This is a genomic window from Gorillibacterium terrae, from assembly GCF_051594785.1.
GTDB lineage: Bacteria > Bacillota > Bacilli > Paenibacillales > NBRC-103111 > Gorillibacterium.
In genome coordinates this window covers 106890-125583 of the sequence record NZ_JBPPGI010000005.1, presented here as the reverse complement: position 1 = coordinate 125583, position 18694 = coordinate 106890, and the positions used below count along the sequence as shown (strand labels likewise).

The 18694-nt window shown below is 44.3% G+C and carries 22 protein-coding genes; 7 read left to right on the top strand and 15 right to left on the bottom strand.

All coding sequences use genetic code 11. The features are described from left to right. Positions 1–19 precede the first annotated feature (19 nt). From ACSEXS_RS17510 to udk, 5 genes are all read left to right on the top strand, one after another. A complete protein-coding gene (locus ACSEXS_RS17510) occupies positions 20–1033 on the top strand; it encodes a methionine ABC transporter ATP-binding protein (RefSeq protein WP_438434539.1) in 1014 nt (337 codons plus the stop codon). 86 nt (positions 1034–1119) lie between these two features. Then, complete coding sequence (locus tag ACSEXS_RS17505; RefSeq protein ID WP_438434745.1) at positions 1120–1764, top strand: methionine ABC transporter permease; 645 nt, start codon at positions 1120–1122, stop codon at positions 1762–1764. 58 nt (positions 1765–1822) lie between these two features. Continuing rightward, entirely contained in the window at positions 1823–2611 is a 789-nt protein-coding gene (locus ACSEXS_RS17500) for a MetQ/NlpA family ABC transporter substrate-binding protein (RefSeq protein ID WP_438434538.1), read from the top strand. A gap of 348 nt (positions 2612–2959) precedes the next feature. Continuing rightward, positions 2960–3142, top strand: a complete 183-nt coding sequence (locus ACSEXS_RS17495; RefSeq protein ID WP_438434537.1) for a hypothetical protein — start codon at positions 2960–2962, stop codon at positions 3140–3142. Positions 3143–3337: 195 nt separating this feature from the next. Then, on the top strand, positions 3338–3952 hold the full coding sequence (gene udk / locus ACSEXS_RS17490) for a uridine kinase (protein ID WP_438434536.1): 615 nt from the start codon (positions 3338–3340) through the stop codon (positions 3950–3952). A gap of 104 nt (positions 3953–4056) precedes the next feature. On the opposite strand, the gene ACSEXS_RS17485 is transcribed toward udk, so the two are convergent. The 3 genes from ACSEXS_RS17485 to ACSEXS_RS17475 form a co-directional block, all read right to left on the bottom strand. After that, positions 4057–4452: a DUF2500 domain-containing protein gene (locus ACSEXS_RS17485; RefSeq protein WP_438434535.1), complete on the bottom strand. Its 396-nt coding sequence runs from the start codon at positions 4450–4452 to the stop codon at positions 4057–4059. A gap of 110 nt (positions 4453–4562) precedes the next feature. After that, on the bottom strand, positions 4563–5513 hold the full coding sequence (locus ACSEXS_RS17480) for an SPFH domain-containing protein (RefSeq protein ID WP_438434534.1): 951 nt from the start codon (positions 5511–5513) through the stop codon (positions 4563–4565). Between the two features lie 3 nt (positions 5514–5516). Further along, positions 5517–5945, bottom strand: a complete 429-nt coding sequence (locus tag ACSEXS_RS17475) for an NfeD family protein (RefSeq protein ID WP_438434533.1) — start codon at positions 5943–5945, stop codon at positions 5517–5519. Positions 5946–6183: 238 nt separating this feature from the next. Here ACSEXS_RS17475 and ACSEXS_RS17470 point away from each other — a divergent pair, with 238 nt between their 5' ends. After that, the gene (locus tag ACSEXS_RS17470) at positions 6184–6522 is read left to right on the top strand and encodes a L,D-transpeptidase (protein WP_438434532.1); all 339 of its coding nucleotides are present in this window, start codon (positions 6184–6186) and stop codon (positions 6520–6522) included. 161 nt (positions 6523–6683) lie between these two features. On the opposite strand, the gene ACSEXS_RS17465 is transcribed toward ACSEXS_RS17470, so the two are convergent. Then, complete coding sequence (locus tag ACSEXS_RS17465) at positions 6684–7217, bottom strand: VanZ family protein (RefSeq protein WP_438434531.1); 534 nt, start codon at positions 7215–7217, stop codon at positions 6684–6686. A gap of 122 nt (positions 7218–7339) precedes the next feature. On the opposite strand from ACSEXS_RS17465, the gene ACSEXS_RS17460 reads away from it, so the two are divergent. Continuing rightward, positions 7340–7918 (top strand): hypothetical protein, encoded by a 579-nt coding sequence (locus tag ACSEXS_RS17460; RefSeq protein ID WP_438434530.1) that lies wholly within the window; start codon positions 7340–7342, stop codon positions 7916–7918. Between the two features lie 384 nt (positions 7919–8302). Here ACSEXS_RS17460 and ACSEXS_RS17455 read toward each other — a convergent pair whose 3' ends face one another. The 11 genes from ACSEXS_RS17455 to ACSEXS_RS17405 all read right to left on the bottom strand — a co-directional run bounded on the left by ACSEXS_RS17455 (position 8303) and on the right by ACSEXS_RS17405 (position 18353). Then, positions 8303–9397: an NAD-dependent epimerase/dehydratase family protein gene (locus tag ACSEXS_RS17455; RefSeq protein WP_438434529.1), complete on the bottom strand. Its 1095-nt coding sequence runs from the start codon at positions 9395–9397 to the stop codon at positions 8303–8305. A gap of 11 nt (positions 9398–9408) precedes the next feature. Then, positions 9409–10122, bottom strand: coding sequence for an IspD/TarI family cytidylyltransferase (locus ACSEXS_RS17450; RefSeq protein WP_438434528.1), 714 nt, complete (start codon positions 10120–10122; stop codon positions 9409–9411). A gap of 308 nt (positions 10123–10430) precedes the next feature. Then, positions 10431–11867 (bottom strand): lipopolysaccharide biosynthesis protein, encoded by a 1437-nt coding sequence (locus ACSEXS_RS17445; protein WP_438434527.1) that lies wholly within the window; start codon positions 11865–11867, stop codon positions 10431–10433. Positions 11868–11869: 2 nt separating this feature from the next. Next, a complete protein-coding gene (locus tag ACSEXS_RS17440; RefSeq protein WP_438434526.1) occupies positions 11870–13033 on the bottom strand; it encodes a CDP-glycerol glycerophosphotransferase family protein in 1164 nt (387 codons plus the stop codon). A gap of 88 nt (positions 13034–13121) precedes the next feature. Continuing rightward, on the bottom strand, positions 13122–13634 hold the full coding sequence (locus ACSEXS_RS17435) for an acyltransferase (protein WP_438434525.1): 513 nt from the start codon (positions 13632–13634) through the stop codon (positions 13122–13124). Then, positions 13631–14794, bottom strand: coding sequence for an O-antigen ligase family protein (locus ACSEXS_RS17430; protein ID WP_438434524.1), 1164 nt, complete (start codon positions 14792–14794; stop codon positions 13631–13633). The genes ACSEXS_RS17435 and ACSEXS_RS17430 overlap by 4 nt, the downstream gene beginning before the upstream one ends. Continuing rightward, positions 14784–15500, bottom strand: a complete 717-nt coding sequence (locus tag ACSEXS_RS17425; protein ID WP_438434523.1) for a glycosyltransferase family 32 protein — start codon at positions 15498–15500, stop codon at positions 14784–14786. Before ACSEXS_RS17425 ends, ACSEXS_RS17430 begins: the two co-directional genes overlap by 11 nt. A 6-nt stretch (positions 15501–15506) precedes the next feature. Continuing rightward, positions 15507–16139, bottom strand: coding sequence for an acyltransferase (locus ACSEXS_RS17420; RefSeq protein ID WP_438434522.1), 633 nt, complete (start codon positions 16137–16139; stop codon positions 15507–15509). Between the two features lie 314 nt (positions 16140–16453). Beyond that, on the bottom strand, positions 16454–17326 hold the full coding sequence (locus tag ACSEXS_RS17415) for a glycosyltransferase family 4 protein (protein ID WP_438434744.1): 873 nt from the start codon (positions 17324–17326) through the stop codon (positions 16454–16456). 17 nt (positions 17327–17343) lie between these two features. After that, on the bottom strand, positions 17344–17592 hold the full coding sequence (locus ACSEXS_RS17410; protein ID WP_438434521.1) for a glycosyltransferase family protein: 249 nt from the start codon (positions 17590–17592) through the stop codon (positions 17344–17346). Between the two features lie 23 nt (positions 17593–17615). After that, positions 17616–18353, bottom strand: a complete 738-nt coding sequence (locus ACSEXS_RS17405; RefSeq protein WP_438434520.1) for a WecB/TagA/CpsF family glycosyltransferase — start codon at positions 18351–18353, stop codon at positions 17616–17618. Positions 18354–18694 lie beyond the last annotated feature (341 nt).

Below are 18694 nucleotides of genomic sequence, written 5' to 3'. Positions count from 1 at the left end.
AAGAAAGGACGTCTCCGCTTTGATCCGTCTCGAGCACGTTTCCAAGCAGTTCACGGTCAAGGGCGCCGCGGTGCCCGCGCTGACCGATATCAACCTCGCCGTGGAGCCGGGGGAAATCTTCGGCATCATCGGCCATTCCGGCGCGGGCAAGAGCACGCTGATCCGCTGTATCAACCTCCTGGAGCGGCCGACCGAAGGCCGCGTCCTCGTCGGCGGCACCGATCTCACCTCCCTGCCCGAGCGCGAGCTGCAGGCCAGCCGCCGGAAGATCGGCATGATCTTCCAGCACTTCAACCTGCTGTCCTCCGCCACGGTAGCGGACAACATCGCTTTCCCGCTCCGCCTGGCGAAGCGGCCGAAGGAGGAGATCGACCGCCGCGTTAGCGAGCTGGTCCAACTGGTCGGGCTGGAGGAGCAGCGGAACAAGTACCCCGCCCAGCTCTCCGGCGGCCAGAAGCAGCGCGTCGGCATTGCCCGAGCGCTCGCGGCCGATCCGCAGGTGCTGCTTTGCGACGAGGCCACCTCGGCGCTCGACCCGCAGACGACCGCCTCGATCCTCGCGCTGCTCAAGGACATCAACCGGCGGTTCGGGCTGACCATCGTGCTCATCACGCACGAGATGCACGTCATCCGCCAGGTATGCGACCGGCTCGCCGTGATTCAGGCCGGCCGGATCGTGGAGAGCGGGCCGGTGCTGGATGTGTTCCTGCGACCGCAGCATCCGACGACGCGCGAGTTCATCGAGCAGGTCGAAGAGTCGGCGGAGCTAAGGGATACCCTTGAACGCGAGAAAGCGGCGGGCAAACGCAACATCATCCGGCTGACCTTCGTCGGCGAGAAGACCTACGAACCGGTGCTCTTCGAGACGATGCGCGAGACCGGCACCTCCTTCGCCATCCTGCAGGGCACCATCTCCCGCATGAAGGATACCCCTTACGGTCAGCTTGTCGTCAACCTGGACGGCACGCCCGCCCAGATTAAGGAGACCGCCCGGCTGCTGCAGAGCCGCGGAGTGGAGGTGGAGACGCTGTGAACGGAGAGTTAGGGTTTCCATCCGCCTATGCTGCCGTCGCCGCCCTCGCGGCAAACGGCGGCAAGCTCCAAGAGTGGTATGCCGCGATCGACTGGTCCCAGATCGGCGGGGGCGTCATCTCCACCCTGCTGATGCTCGGCATCTCGGTCCTGTTCACCGCGGTGATCGGACTCCCGCTCGGCATCCTGCTGTTCCTGACCGCGCCCGGCCAGCTGTTGCAGAACCGCCCGCTCTACGCGGTGCTGTCCTTTGTCGTCAACATCCTGCGCTCGGTCCCGTTCATCATCCTGATGATCGTCGCCTTCCCGCTCACCAAGCTGCTCGTCGGCACCACGATCGACGTGCCGGGGGCGATTCCGCCGCTCGTCATCGCCGCCGCCCCATTCTTCGCCCGCCTCGTGGAGACGACGCTGCGCGAGGTCGACCGCGGCGTGATCGAAGCGTCGCAGGCGATGGGCGCGAGCCGCCTGCAGATCATCCTGCGGGTGCTGCTGCCGGAATCCCGCCCCGGCCTGATCGCCGCCGTGACCATCACCGCCGTCAACCTGGTTTCCTACACGGCGATGGCCGGCGCCGTCGGCGCAGGCGGGCTCGGCGACCTGGCGATCCGCTTCGGATATTACGGCTTCCAGCCCGGCGTCCTGATCGTCACGGTCCTTATCCTCATCATCCTGGTCCAGCTGCTGCAAACGGCCGGGGACCGGCTCGTCCGGCGGTATATCCGCAAGTGAGCCTGACCACCCGGCCGACCAGATAAATCAGTTCATCACATTCATTGGAGGGGTTTCTATGAAAAAATGGTTGACCGTCGCCGCATCGCTCGTTCTCGCCGTAAGCCTCGGCGCTTGCGGGAAATCGGAGGATACGCTCAAGGTCGGAGCGACCGCCGTCCCGCATGCCGAGATTCTGGAGCACCTGAAGCCGATTCTCGCCAAGGAAGGCGTCAAGCTGGAGGTGAAGGTCTTCAACGATTACGTGCTGCCGAACACCCAAGTCGCCGAAAAGCAGCTCGACGCGAACTTCTTCCAGCACATCCCTTACCTGGAGCAGCAGAACAAGGAGCGCGGGCTCAAGCTGGTGGAAGTCACCGGTGTGCACATCGAACCGATCGGCCTCTATTCCCGCAAGGTAACCAAGCTCGATGAGCTGAAGGACGGAGCGACCATCGCCGTACCGAACGATCCCAGCAACTTCAGCCGCGCCCTGCTGCTTATCGCCAAGGCCGGCCTGATCCAACTGAAGGACGGCGTCGGCTACTCGGCGACCGAGAAGGACATCACCCAGAATGCCAAGAACCTCACCTTTAAACCGCTGGACGCTGCGATGATCCCGCGCAGCCTGGACGAAGTCGACGCCGCCGTCATCAACACCAACTATGCGCTCGCAGCCAATCTGTCGCCGACCAAGGACGCCCTCGTCCTGGAGGACAAAGACTCGCCCTATGTGAACATTCTCGTCTCCCGCGAAGACAACAAGGACTCGGAGGCCCTCCAGAAGCTCGCCAAGGCGCTGAACTCCGACGAGGTGAAGAAGTTCATCCAAGAGAAGTACGGCGAAGCCATCGTGCCCGCGTTCTGATTCGGCAGCTTGCGCGGTCGGACCGGTTCTGCGGCCGCCGCCCGGAATGTCCCTCACCGTTCAACCCGTCTCGATCCGCAGCCGAAGCTGCAAGCCGCATTGGCAGTACGGTCGCCGGCTTATCGCAGACTTCCTTAAGCCGCCCGTGTCCCGCTGGACCGGGCGGTTTCTCATTTGAGACTATTTTCTTAATTTTCGCACAAATCACCCAACGCCAGGGGCAAATATGATACAATGAGGCAACGGTTTGAAAGGGCCGGATTCGGGTAATGATTTCTAAGCGCGCGTCAGCATGTATATCTTAGAGATACAGGCACCAATTCTGCGATTCATGGGGAGGAAACCGTTGTGGCCAAAAAAACCGATGAAGTCAAGCAAAGCCTGATTGAACTTGCCCGCATCTACCAGCCGAAGGACGCCCGGCAATTCGTGAACGATTTTGTCCGCAAATACCGGATTACCAAGGGATACGAGGATGAACTCACCCAGCTCGTCAAAACGGAGATGAGCAAAATCAAGGTTCCCGTCTGATCCGGAGGCCGCATCCATACCCCCCGGTACATACACCCGAGTGACAACGCCAACCCACAAACCCCGGAATCCGCTCCGGGGTTTTTCATTTGTCCATTTTTCGACAGAGCTCTGAGAATCGTTTCCTTGTATTGTCCGGCTTCCTCCGGCTATGTTACAATTTGAGACATGCATGCACAGATTAGGAGGATTTACGTGCTTATTATCGGGATTGCCGGGGGAACCGGCTCGGGAAAATCCACGGTGGCCCGCGCCATCACCCAGCAGTTGGGGCCGCACAATGTGGCATTGATCTCCCAAGACAATTACTACGCGGACGGCTCCGCGCTGCCCTTCGAGGAACGCAAGCGCATCAATTACGATCATCCGGATTCGTTCGACAACGCCCTGCTCATTCGGCAATTGGTTCAGTTGAAGGGCGGCAGCCCGATCGACATGCCGACCTACGATTTCACCAGTCATACCCGATCGCCCCGCACCCAACGGATCGAGGTTCGGCCGGTGACGATCATCGAAGGCATGCACGTCCTGGTGGACAAGGAGCTGCGTGAGATGCTGGACATCAAAATCTTCGTCGACACCGAATCGGACGTCCGCATCCTGCGGCGCATTCTCCGCGATATCAACGAACGCGCCCGCACGCTCGAATCGGTCCACGAGCAGTACATGCTTTCGGTCAAGCCCATGCATGACGCATTCGTCGAGCCTTCCAAAAAATACGCCGACATCATCATCCCCGAAGGCGGAGAGAACGAGATCGGCATTTCCTTCATCACGGCTCGCATCGAACGGTACCTCTCCGATCTGTAGACGGCGGTTCTCATAGATTCGTCCGATTTGATTGACCAAGCGCTCATCCCGTCGGGAGGGGCGTTTTTTTAAGGTCTGCTCCCCCCGCCCAGGCCCGGGATTTCTTAGGGATAGCGCCGGAACCCGTGGTATCGCGTTCCCTGATAGGTCAGCTCGCCCTCGTCCCCCTGCGCCAGCATTCCGTATTCATTGCCCCGTACCGCAAATTCCATCCGCTCGCCGCTGCCGATCTGATACGTGACGTAATAGCTTGTGCTTGTGCTCGACGTCATCGGCCCCGTGCCGTCCGGGTCCATGCTGTGGCTGACATTGGTTCGCTTGCTGACGAGGCGCGCATGCTCGGTCCGCACCGGCATGCTGTTGTTGCGCGACCATTCCCCCACTCCGCGGATGACCGCGAACAGGATTGTCCCGATAATGACAACGAAGATGATGACGATAAAAGCCGGCATCCCTCTGAAAAGCCACTCTCCGCCCGTGCTTCCGAACGATGAATTCACCCTGCGTTTCCTCCTTTCGTTCCATCCGTGTCTATGCAAAAGGCCAGGTCCTTTGACTGAGCGAGGACCTGGCCTGCAGATGTTCTACGGATGGTAGCGGTCGGTATCGGTTATTTCGCGCCTTCTTTGCTGTTCTTTCCCTTAAACACCTCGCCAATCGCGCCCATGCTGGCGAGCGTATCCATCGCTCCCGTCGGCAGGAAGACCTTGTTGGCTGCGCCCTTGGCAATCTCGTTCAGCGATTCGAACGATTTGTAGGCGAGCACGTTCTCGTCGAGACCGGCTTCCTTCAAGAGCTCGATCCGCGCCTTCTCGGCTTCCGCCACGGAGTGGATGGCCTTCGCCTGGCCGAGCGCTTCCAGCTCGGTGGCCTGACGAATCCCTTCCGCCTGGCGGATGCGGGCTTCCCGCTCGCCCTCGGCCTTGAGGATCTTGCTCTGCTTGTCGCCTTCCGCGCGCAGGATCATGTCCTGCTTCGCCGCTTCCGCCTCCAATACGATGGCCCGCTTGCTGCGCTCCGCCTTCATCTGCTTATCCATCGCTTCCTGGATGTCCATCGGCGGCTTGATGTCGACGACCTCGACGCGCTCGATGCGGACGCCCCATTTCTCCGTCGCTTCGTCCAGGGCTACGCGCATTTCGGCGGAGATCTTTTCCCGGCCGGACAGGGTTTCGTCCAGCTCCATCTTGCCGATGATCTGCCGGAGCGTCGCCGTCGTGATGTTGCGCACGCCGGACACATAGTCTAGGATTCCGTACGTGGCCTGCTCGGGACCGACGACTTGATAGAAGATGATGTTGTCGATCTGCACCTGGACGTTATCCTTGGTGATGACCATCTGCGGCGGCACGTTGGCCTGCTGAATCCGCAAGTCGTGATAGATGCGCACCTGCTCGATGATCGGAATCAGGATATTGAGACCCGGGGTCAACAGCCGGTGGAATTTCCCCAATCGTTCCACGACCCCGACCCGCTGCTGCGGAACGACCTTGACCGTCATCGCCACCAGCACCACAACCACGATCACCACAACCACCGCAATAATCAACGTACTGTTCATTCGCTACACTCCCTCCCATTTTTGCACTTCAACGACCGTACTGCCGCGATGTACCACAATCACCGGATCTCCCGGAACGAGCGGCCCTTCCGAGCGTGCGCTCCAGGTTTCGTTGCCGATCCGGACGATGCCGAGTCCATTCTCCCCCGGTCCTTCGAGGACCACGCCCTGCTTGCCGATCAGATCGTCAATCGCGTCGCGGAACCCTCGGGAAGCCCGCAGCTTCTTCGTGAGCGGCTTCGTAAAAGCAGTCAGCGCAAGCGCTGTCAATCCGCCGACCACCACCTGCAGCAGATACGCATCCGGCAGCACGAGCGAGATCAGACCGCCGACCAAAGCGCCGATTCCCAGCCAGAGCAAATAAAACGTCAACGTAAACACTTCCGCCACCAGCAAAATAGCGGCAATCACCAGCCAGATGATCCATTCCATCCCCCATCACCTCCGCATTGGCGTAAGACATACGATATATACGTGGAAAGAGGGCAATTGTATTCAAAATTGCGGCATTTTCCAGCAAAAACTTTCCCGGTACCCCGTCTGCCGTTCACGCATAGGGTAAAGCACCGGCGCCTTTCTTATGTACCTCCCCCTATCCTTTAAATCAATGCCGGCTCCGTCTACTCCAAAAACAACCGATACCCTTTATCCGAAAGGAGCTCCTTCTCCCATGCCTACCCGCCGCATCATCATCGACTTGTCCGACCGTCAGCTCTACCTGCTGGATGACGATACCGTCATCCGGGCTTTTCCCGTGGGGATCGGCCGCATGGTAACGGCTACGCCCCAAGGCGAATTCTCGATCATCAACAAGGTCCCGAATCCGGGCGGCCCCTTCGGCGTCTTCTGGATGGGCTTGTCCAAGCCGCATTACGGCATTCATGGCACCAACGACCCGTCCTCAATCGGACATCTGGTCTCGCACGGCTGCATTCGCATGTACAACAACGATGTGCTGGAGTTGGCCTCGCAGGTCTCCATCGGCACCCGAGTCACCATCCGCAGCTAGCGTAGGGACAGAGGTTTCGCCTTCTCCTTTCAATGGAAAAAGTCTTGCACCGACCAGCACCTCGCCATCTTCCCATGTAACGGAGAATCCCTGAATCCCTTGTCTCCTTTTAGTCAGGAACCTGTTACGAATACCAAGGAGTGCCCTCCCCCATTCTGCCGCTATCGCGGAGAAGGGGTACTCCTGTCTTTGCGGCGAATTCGCCACACGAGCAACACGATCAAGGCTCCGCAGAGCGCCCCAAATCCGTCGAGCAGAACATCTTGAACGAGCGGAGTCCGATCGCCGGTGAAATATTGATGAAGCTCATCGGTCGAAGCATAGGCAAGCCCGAATGCAACGGGTAGCAGAAACCGCACGAGCGGCGAACGGACAAGCGGCACCAGCGCCCAGGACACCAGAACCGCCAGCATCAGGTAGATGCCGAAGTGCGCCCCTTTGCGGACAAAGAACTCCAGAAACGCCGGCGCCCCGAGCTCCCGCACGCTCACTTCCTTGCCGGCATAATCGAACCGCACGTCGGAAAACAGCCGCTCCACCGTCTGATCCGGCAGCAACCGGTGCAGCTCCGGCTGCATATTCTGCTGCTGATACGTCTGGCTGGAGAAGAAAAAGATCAGCCCCATCCAAGCCACCACCAGCAGCCAGCGAACTCCGCGAAACCGGGAAGCCTTCCCCGCAGCCTTACGTCCCATTTCGACACTCCCATCCATAAGTTCCCTATTCTCTTTCTCTATCCTCGCATATTGTTTATAATAGTAAGACGCGGTTCCGGTATCAACCGTTTCCGGGTATTCTCTCTTTTCTGGAGGTTCCTATGAAAAAGAAGCTGCTCATCACCCTCGCTGCCCTCGTCATTGTCCTCGGAGCCGGCGGTTGGTACGCCAAGAAGGTCTTAACGGATAAAATCTTCGATCAGGTCGAAATCGCCTTGAAAGACCCGGAAATTCAAAAGGAAATTGCCCAGCTCGACGCGGACAAGCTCCAGGAGGAACTGAAATCCGTCGACACGGACAAGCTGCTTGCCGAAGCAAGCGGCGGGTCGGCCGCCCCGTCTTCCAACCCTGACGGCAAGAATCCTTCGGATTCAACGGCAGGATCCGACAACGGCAAGAGTGCGGCCAAGCCGGGCAGCTCCACGCCCAAGCCCTCGACCCAACCGGGCAAAACACCCGCAAAAGACAACAAGCCCTCGGAGGGGCTTGCCTTTGATAGCCGCAACGACGCAGCCAACTATGCGATGAAGAAATTCAGCGCGAGCGAGATCGTCCACTACATGTCCGCCTACAAGAATAAAGCCAACATGACCAAGGAAGAGAAGCAGAAGATGAAAGCGGAGATCCTCTCCCGTTTCAGCAGCACAGAAATTAAGGCTTTGACGGAGGCGGCGAAGTGATAATCTTCATAGTTGATTTTGCAAAAACATCATGCTCATCTTGCTTGTGATCGGATCAAGCACGCAAATATAGGCTGGGAGCAAGGCCGGCACGGAGACTAACCTGAAGCAAGCAATAGCCTTATAAGCATTTGGATTGCTTCAGGTGGAGCTGATGGCTCTAAACTGGGTAAACCTACTCGGGTGGAAGGAGCCGTAGGCTCGTACGCATGCTAAGCAAGGAAAATACGGTCATGCAAGAATAGAATGCATTCTGTTTGTATGTCCCGACAGAGGCAACTTCAGTATTTAGTTACCTTTTCCTGTTCAAGTCAGCTTACATTTCCTCAAGCATAGTGTATAACAATATCCTTTGCTGCCAAATCCAAATATGCCTCGTAAACTTTATTTTTCAAGTCTTCTAAGATCCTTCTCTACAACTATTTCTCCTTGTGCTTCCATAATTACTCTTATAGTATGTTCTGTTCCCAATTGCGAATCAAACATTCCTTTCCATCCTAACATCTGTAGCTTATCACTGTTAAGGGATGAATTACTCATTGGATTAAATGCTGCTTTTTCAGTTGTGCTCGGCAATTCAAATAGTAATTTTGTGCCACCGTACTTTGCAAAACATTCGGCAATTTCTTTAATAGTCATAATGGATTCCGGATTTGAAACATTATATGCTTCCCCTGGTTTTCCTGATATCAATATAGTTAAAATGGCAGTTGCACAGTCAATCATATAGCAATAAGACCGAATTTGTGAACCATCGCTTTTCATAACTAAATCTTTTCCATCCACAACATCAAATGCAAAAGCGGATGATATACGATTATCACTTCTAGATGCTGTAGGACCATAAATATGTCCTGGACGAATAATGCTAACTGGTACTTTTTTTTCATAATAATAGCTTGTACATAATGTTTCCGCTGCAAGTTTACTAATGGGATATGATGAACGAGGATTCAATATATCAATATAACTATATTCCTCTTCCTTAAACGGTTCGGAATTCTCCTTTTTCCCATATATTTCACTCGATGAAATAAAAACTGTATTAATAACCTTTTCCTGTTCTGCATAATCCAAAAGTTCTTTCATTCCAACAAAATTGTCTATCATTGTTTCTACTGGCTTTGCTTGAATTGCTGATGGATATGCATTACTTGCTCCATGAATCACATAATCGCAGGAAAAATTGAGATAATTTTTCTTACTTGCATCATAAGGCACAAACTCTAAATACTTTTCTCCAACATATTTTGAAAATCTTTTATTAAACTTCTCTTCACTTCTACCAGCAGCATATACTTTTATGTTACTACCGTTTCTTTTTATAGAATGCAATAATAAATCAACAATAGCCGAACAAATGAGTCCTGTTGCCCCAGTGACTAACACAGATTTAGCATCCATTTGCTTTATCAAAGTCAATTGATCTATCGCATCGTCCAAATCTTGCATATAAGTACGGCTATTATATAAATCCATAGCTTTCCTCCCTATTTAAGCCAGTCAGAACGCTTTGCCATCAAGAGCGCCTTAAATATATCTATATCTTCAACTGTGGTTAATTTAATATTCTTTTCAGATCCAGCTGAAAAATGCACTTGCTCTCCCAATTCAATCATTAAAGTACAAGAAGCAATCGAATTAGTAACTCCAGCCTCTAAAGCTTTTCTATGTATGTCGCATATTTTTCCAATTGAAAACCCCTGCGGTGTTTGTGTTCTTTTTAAATTATCACGTGGGTAACTACCGATAGATATTATATTATCATCGGTCTGCAACATTGCTTCAGCACATGGTATTGTGGCTATACCAGAACCGTATTGCATAGATTTAACGATACAATCTGAAATAATTTCAGTAGAAACCATTGGCCGAATAGCATCGTGTATTAAAACAATATCATTAGGTGAATAATGTTTTTCCAATTCATAAACACCATTACGAATAGATTCTTGGCCATTTTTTCCACCAGTGATTACGTACTTAAGTTTTGTAATCATAAATTGATTAGCATACGCCCATAAAACCTGTTCCCAGCCCTCTATACAGACTACTGCAATTGCATCTATATCTGCATGATTCTGAAATGCCTCTAAAGTATATACTATTACCGGGCGTTCATTTACAGTAATAAATTGTTTTGGAACATCCTGATGCATACGAGTGCCGGAGCCGCCGGCAATTAGCAGTGCTATATTTGCCATAACTACCTCCAAATTCATCAATGAAATTGTAAATATCTTAGTACTCTTAAATTTATTTCAGTCTTCGAATATCTATATTTTTATACATACTCTTTTGCTCAACGCCGAAATCATACTTGACTTACAAAAGGGCTAACGGAGGGACAAAGAGACTCTGGAGAACTGATAGTGGTCACCTCTAAAGAACTGATTCCCGCCAGAAACGTCTTCATTTGGATAATAATTTGGATTTTAACAACGAATGGAATATTCTTCTAATCACAACAAGCCCCTTGGACCTAATGTCAAGCACGGATTTTACTATAAGACTACTTTTTAAACATTTTAATTATCATAATTAGCTTTTTCCTACTTAATACAACCAAAGCCAACAAACAAACAATGAAAGAATACCTCACAATAACCACTTTATATGTAAATATCATTAGCAACATAATACCTACGACAATTGACGAACTTAATACCATTCCTTTTACATCATATAGCAATTTGACATCTATGTTTTCTTTAACACATATTATCTTCATAAATATGTAATGCATAATTGTATATAGAATATAGCATACTAATGTTGTATAACCAGCCGCATAGTACCCATAATAAGGAATTAATATATAGTTTAAAATCAAGTTTAATATTGCACATATAGTAGACGCAATCGCTATAAACTTCGTTTTTTTGAAATAGTATTCAACATTGTTGAACAACGAGTATAGAAATATGAAATAGACTGAAGTAGCGATTGGAGGAATCACCCATATTGCTTCATAATACTGTTTGCCTGCAAAAACCATTATAAGCTCCGGAGCAAAGGCCATAGAAGCAATTGTAATTGTACCAACAAAGATATATAATACGTTTGCATTTTTCCGTAGTTTTTCGTAAGATTTATCACGAATTGCAGTAAATGTGTATGGGGTAAAAGAATTATTAATAGCATTCGTAATTAGTTGCATCATCATACCAATTGTATAAGAAACACTATACTTTGCTGCTGCAGAACTACCCACCATATTATTAATCATTATTCTATCTGATAGATTTAGAATCATTGATGATAAATAATGTGGAATCAGAGGTATATTAAACCTAAGCCCATATATCCAATATTTTTTCTCAATTCTATAATCTCCATTTTTTATAATATGAATATATAAACTTAAGCCAACTACCACTTTAAAAACCGCATCTGAATAAATCCTTGCCTCCAATTTTTGCGGAAAGATCATTACTGCAATTATCCCTAACACTATACTGCCAATAGACATCAATATGCTAATACAAACAAGTTTACGATATTTAAATTCGTATCTTTGACTTGTCGCCCAGAATTCGTAAGCAGGCAAAGTATACAATTCAATAAACATAGCTACCATTAACATTGGGGATAGGTTCAGAGTAGTAGTCCATAATTTAATATCAGATAAATAAATTGCTAAAACCACTGTTGTTAATAAAGTTGATAGTTCCAATAGTGATGAAGTTAGGCGATTTTTATCCTTTTCATGCTCTATTAAACCTCTTCCATAACCACCTAAAAATAAATTCATAGTGGCTAGAATTGTAAGCACTCCATACCATGACTGAAATACAGAATAACTTCCATATTCATCAGCAGTAAGTAGTCTTGTAAAAATTGGAGTTGAAAATAGCACAATTCCTTTTTGCAATATGTTACTTATTGCGAACCACAAAGATGCCTTAACAGGTTCTGATAAAGATTTATATCTATTTGTTATTTTCACTATCATAAGCCCATAAAGTCTGCCAGCCTCTTTGCACTGTTGCCATCACAAAATTCAAAAATACGATTTCGTAATTCAACACGCTTCTCTTTGTATTCATCAGTAGAACTCGAAATTTCATCAATAAAACCTAACAATTCCGTAAAATTATTTATTATATGTCCTGCCATAAGTTCTTCTGGAGTATCACTTATTAATCCATTTTTATAATCATCTAAATCCGAAAAAACATACGCAATTGGTCTATTTAATAATAAATAGTCAAAAGAAATAGAAGAATAGTCACTTATTAGTGCATCTGTTTCTTTTAATAGTTGATACGTATTGACTTCAAATCTTTTTACATCTTTACCTCTAAGAACCAATATGTTGGATTGGTCAGATATTTTTATACTAGACTTCTCCTGCATTGGATGTATTTTTATGATGAGCAGTATATCTAATTGCTTCAAATATTTGTTTAATTCATCGTATTGCTTTTCATTTTCCAAAATAGGTACACCCAGTGGTAATTCAATATTGCTGTCATTCCTCTTATATCCGCCACCTTTTCTGAAGGTTGGCATCCATATTATAACCTTGCGATACTCTTTACTTGTAATTTTTTTCATCTCGTTAGCCACTTCAGAAAAAAATATATCATGTACAGGAAACCCCAACACTATCATCTTCGTACTCATAAATGGACTATATTGTTTCTCTTGGAAATTACGCGTATATTCCGACGGAATCAAAATATAATCAACGTTTTCTGGAATATTAATTCTACCATGGGAATTTTTCAGCGAAAATGCACCGTGTGTAAGATAAAGAGACACTTGTCCATTTCTAACTTTTCCCGTTACTTCACAATCTGCAGTTAAATATTTTGCACTACAAATATAATAATTTTTTTTTAGATTAGGCTTAAATAGACTATAGGCCTTGACGTTTTCAGGAAGTATTTTTGGCAAATTATTTTTAACCAGCCAAACTATCTTATACTTTTTATTATACCGATTGTTAATTAAATAGTCATAAAACGCTCCACCGTTTGAATCAAAATCATTATGACTTTCAATAATAATAATATCCCTTAATGATTTTTTTTTCAGAAAAAGCAACAGCAATTTTTGTAGTATTAAATCTAATTTGTAATGATAAATAACAAGAATGAGTTGTTTCATTCCCTTTTCCCTTATATACTTGCTCATACTTTGCATTTTCTCTTCATCCAATCTACTTTATTATCAATCAAAAATATATAAATATAATCTAGTGAAACCTTCCTTCTTTTTTTAACTTCTCATAATGATCCATATCCCTATACTTAAATGGTATTGCTGGGTGCCCACCTGCAATCGCATAAGGAGGAATATCTTTGCAAACGACGCTCCCAGCTTGAATAATAACTCCTTCTCCTATTGTTACGCCCCCCAGAATAATTACACTATTTCCAATCCAAACGTTATCACCAATAATAACGGCCTTATCTATAAAGGTATTATCATATGGTATTGCTTCTCCTTCATAATTATGAAAGGATGTGATTATCTGGCATCCCGGTCCAGAATGAAAGTTATCACCGATAACGACTCTTCCTTGTCCTGTAATCCCCATCCCATTAAAGGAAACGTTATTTCCTAGTTCAGTATTGGAATTCACAAATGACTTTCCACCTACATAAATTTTCCCAGCATACGATTTTGCTTGTCTTTTTATTCGTTGTGGATAATACAGTTTTATTATTTCAAATATAATCTTTTTAACAAAAATCACGACAATCATCCCCTATTATTTGCAACTTTCGGTAGTTTTACCAGGATTGCAAGAAAAATGAACATGTAGCAATAAAGCGTTGTACTATCAAATATCATAACTGTTAGTAAAGCTATTAAAATTGCATTGGATAACACCTTATATTTAATATGTTCCAAATTATCTATATAAGAGGCATATGTAAACATCATTATCCAGAATGCTACACATAACACAATTCCTCCATCAAGTAAATTTTGAATGATTTGATTATGTGCATAGTTAAATCCACCTCCTGACCAATCCGTCCAGAAGGTCGTTATAAGCACACCATCTATTCCAAAACCAAATATAGGACGGGTAGCAATATGTGACAGTGCATTTAACCATACAAAACGCCTTCCAGAAAATGTGGGATCAGATATGATTGCATTATAATGATTGTTAACAGTTCCAAAATAAATAATAGAAATACTCATTAAAAAACCAATCGCTACATACCATTTAGATTTTAAACAGAATATATGATAAAGCTTCCATTTATAAACTACCCCTATTACAATCAATATTAGACATACTAAAACTGCTGATGTTGCATCAGTACTAATCATTGTAAAAATCGACATTATAATCAATAATGCCGATTTGAATTTTCTCTTTTTGATAAGCATATAATTTAAAAGAGCAACAAAAATTGCAGTCATACCGATCTGCGAAACGACCTGCACATGACCTAAAAAAATAATGTGTGCAAACTGTACAAAGTATCCTTTAAAAACAATTCCGTTCAAGAAAAATAATACGATGAAAATATTTAATAGGACACCCAGTATTTTGTGCCAATGCTTTTCAAAATTAAAAATAATAAACACGCATAACGAAGGTGCTGCAAGCATTTGTTGCAAACCACTAGATAAATTACCTCTAATTACTATTGTGAGTAATATAGATAGGACAAAATAAAGTGCTAACGCCAACCCTTTTCTATTAATTTTCGAACGCATAATTTTTGCACGAAGAACAAATTGTAGCCAAATGATTACAACAGCTACCCAAATCCATATTGTAAAAAACAACTTATATGTGGTATTAATTTCCGCGTAACCTCTGGGAAATAAAAACGGAATCAACACAAAATAAAATATAATTCCGGTAGAACCATATTTTGAAATAGAGAGATTATTTTCCATTCTTAAATACCATCTTAAATTTACTCACTTTATCCTGTCCTATCATACGTATTATTTTTCTCTTCAATTGGATTTTTTTGTCGAGCCAAGATGCACTATAATGATGTATCGATACCGTCTCTTCGCATAGTAAATTTTTCGTTCCATCTCCAGGTGCCATGGGATCAAAATACATAGGTGGATAAATCGTACCCCCTGTGATATACTGTACTCTTCCTGTAAACTTATATCCTCTTTTTGTCAAAACTTTTGAATTCAAATATGGACAAGCAAGTGATTCCTTTTTGCTATTTTCAAAATTAAGATTATCATATTCGCTTAACATTTCTTTTACCACAGGGTTTGACCTTGTTGCCCCAAAGCCCAATCCTGTATTACATAAGGTTTGGACTTGCTGAATGCCAATGTAAAACTGATTATTAAGCAATTCGTCTAGATTTTTTATAAGTTCAACATCTGTATCGAGATATATACCTCCACTTTCATATATTACCTTCAATCGAGCATAATCCGATACAAATGCCCACGCCTTTTCTTCATATGCTTCTTCTACAAACTTTGAACATGTAATATCAAAGTTTGATTCATCCCATCTTATGATTTCATAATCCGGGCAAAATTTTTTCCAGGATTCAATACACTGAAGAACATTTTTAGGCAATGGTTTTCCACCAAACCAGCAATAATGAATTTTTTTCGGTATCATATATTTTCACTTTCTCTTATCACAGTCTCGTATTTTTTTTACTGGATTACCAACATATACACTATTACTTTCTAGTGTTCCTTTAACCAAACTATTTGCACCAACCGTACAGTTGCTTCCAATTACACTCCCTTTAATAATAACAACATTTGTCCCACACCATACTTCATTTTTAATTATTACTGGAGCTAAAACAAATTTTTTTCTTGAAAATAATACCCCTTCACTTATATCATGGTCATGATCGTATATTGAGACATTAGTACCAAACATACTATTTTCGCCGATTTCAATATTACTTTTTGATACAACTCTTGAAAAAGTATTGAAATAAACACTCTTGGAAATTTTAATTTTTCCGCCTAATGTTTCCAAACAGCAATAATCATCCAAATACACACCCGGTGAAATGTTAATTACATCAGACCTACCAATTCTAATCTTACAATGTTTTCCGATGTAAATTGGTGGATTACAAAATAATTTACATTGAAGCCGACTTCGATAAATTATTTTATATTTAATAATTCGAAAAAAACTCTTTGTCCATTTGTATAATTTAGTTACTTTTTCAATCAATGATGTATTTACATTATTTCCATCCTTAGCATTAGCAGTATATTTTGATCTATCTAACATAACATCAAACACACCTCCTTGCCTCAAAATTAAGTCTACGATATACAAGCCTGAAGCTCTAGTACCACTTTCTATAGGGCTACTAACCCTTGGTAGAATGCTTTTGTCGGGAAAACATTACCCAAAGAGGAGTGCGCCATTTAAGTCATATAATCCATAGCTGACTGTCAATTTAAGAAAGTAACTTCATTGCAAAACACTATATGCATCCGAGCATTAGCAAATTCTTGTTCTACCTCCAAAAAGTCAAGCTTATTGAGGCAAATATGATTTAGGGTTTTATGAAAACCCTATATTCCATATATTTCCTATACCTAATTATCCGCTGGATGCTTAGCTCCGAACGAATGTCTCATTTCTTCGCTCTCCACTAAATTAATATAGAATTGGATATATTGGTCTGTTAAAATTTCAAATGAAAACTCCGAATTATACGTTTCTAATGCCTTATGCTCTAATTTATTCCTTAAGTTAACATCGCGACACATTCTTATAATGGAATTGCTAAGCTCATCAACATTTTTACTTTCAACCAATAGTCCATTTACTTCGTCTTTCACAATTTCTGGTGTTCCATCAACATTAGTCGCTACGATTGTCTTACCAACAGAAAAAGCCTCTATTGGCGTTAAGGGAAATCCCTCCCAGAGAGAGCTTAATACGATAAAATCAAGCTGACTCATTACATTCTGAATATCCGAGCGATATCCTAATAATGTTAGGATGCCATCTGGAAATGTCTTTGACGCCTCCGTCTTAAGTTTTTTTGCATCTTCTCCGTCACCAATGATATAAAATCTCATAGTCGGATACTTTAAGTATATTTTTGAAATAGCTTTAATGAAGTATTCCATTCCCTTTTGTTCAGAAAGGCGACCGATATTACCAATCAATACGCACCCTTCTTTTCTTGCTTCTTCAAATTCCTGAACCAATTGGATAGTACCTTCAAAAGGTTTAACGGTATTATGAATGACTGAGACTTGTGATTCCTTTAGTTTAAAATATTCTACTAAGTTTCTCTTAACCTGCTCTCCAACAGCGATTATCTTGGTTCCAGAGTAAGCGATTTCTGTCATCCATTTTTTATCTTGAAATGTATTGTGTGCATTTGCAATCCTAATGACATTTTTACCAGTGAGTAGTCTTGCGTAAAAAGCGGCCATTCTGTGATGAGAATGAACGATGGTAATATTCTCATCTTTCAGTTTTTTTTTATTACTTTTATGATACGTAAAATTGATGACAGTTTCTTTTCTGCAATGTCAGGTATCTCAAAGTGCTTTACGCCCATTGCAGTTAATCTCTCAACATTTACTCCTCCACACGAGCAAACCACAATTTTATTTACCCTTGGTTTAAGGATCTCACATAGCTGTAGTATGACATTTTCTGTTCCGCCAAGTTTCATTGATCTCGTTAGAAATAGAACATTTTGGTTCTCTAGCTTCATCAAGTTCCCTCTTCTGACTATTTTTATTTATATTTCCAAATTAATCTGGGTATTTTCACATCGTCAATAAAATATCTTTTGAACAACCGCCTCGGCTCTTGTAGAAATCTATAAAACCACTCTAATCCATGTTCACTCATCCATCTAGGTGCGCGTTTTATATTTCCAGCAAGGAAATCCACTGTAGCACCTGCGCAAACAGAAACCTTTGCATCGTAATTTTGAATATTATCATAAATCCATTTTTCCTGTTTAGGACATCCGAAACAAGTAATTAATAAATCTGGATGTAAGGCAGAAATCATACTATTTATATAAGCTAACTCTGTATAATCTTTATCAAATCCAAACGGCGGAGCATAGGTTCCGACTACTTTAACCCCTGGATAGTCCCTTTCGATGTTTTGTTTCGCTTGTTCCGCAATACCATCTTTTCCGCCAAGGATAAACATTGTATATCCCTTTTCGGCAGCCAAGTCACAAAGTTTCGGAACAAGATCAGAACCAGACACTTTTTCTTTAATAGGTCTTTTATACATCTTCGAAATCCAAATCAGTGGTTTTCCATCGACCAAAACCATATCCGCATTATCTGCAATTTTCTTAAGATATTCGTCATTTTCAATCTTCATGATTATATCTACGTTTACTGTGACAATATATGATTTTTTACCTCTTTGAATCATCTGTTCAATAATATCCAGGGTTTCATTTATTGTTACATTATTTACGTAGGTATTAAGTAATTTAACCTTTTCCACAGACCATATCCCCACCCAAACTACTATAAAATACTGAAGACTAAATACGTTCTTGAATCAATGGTCTCTCCGTCTCAAAAGCTGTAACTTCGGCATCGGTACTTTCGCCCATCCAGCATTAATGATATTCTCGGTATCCTTATACAATATTTACTAATTATTTTAATAGTCAAATTGTTTGCAAAGAAATCAATTGATCCAAAGGCAAAGCATCAAGAGTTCGAGTGCAATTACTCAAGGACATCTACACAAGAAGAGACCTAAATGATTTAATACAGTTAAACGAAATTTCTCGATTACGAATAGTTGCAAATTAGGAGATTGGCGCACTTGATCCTCCA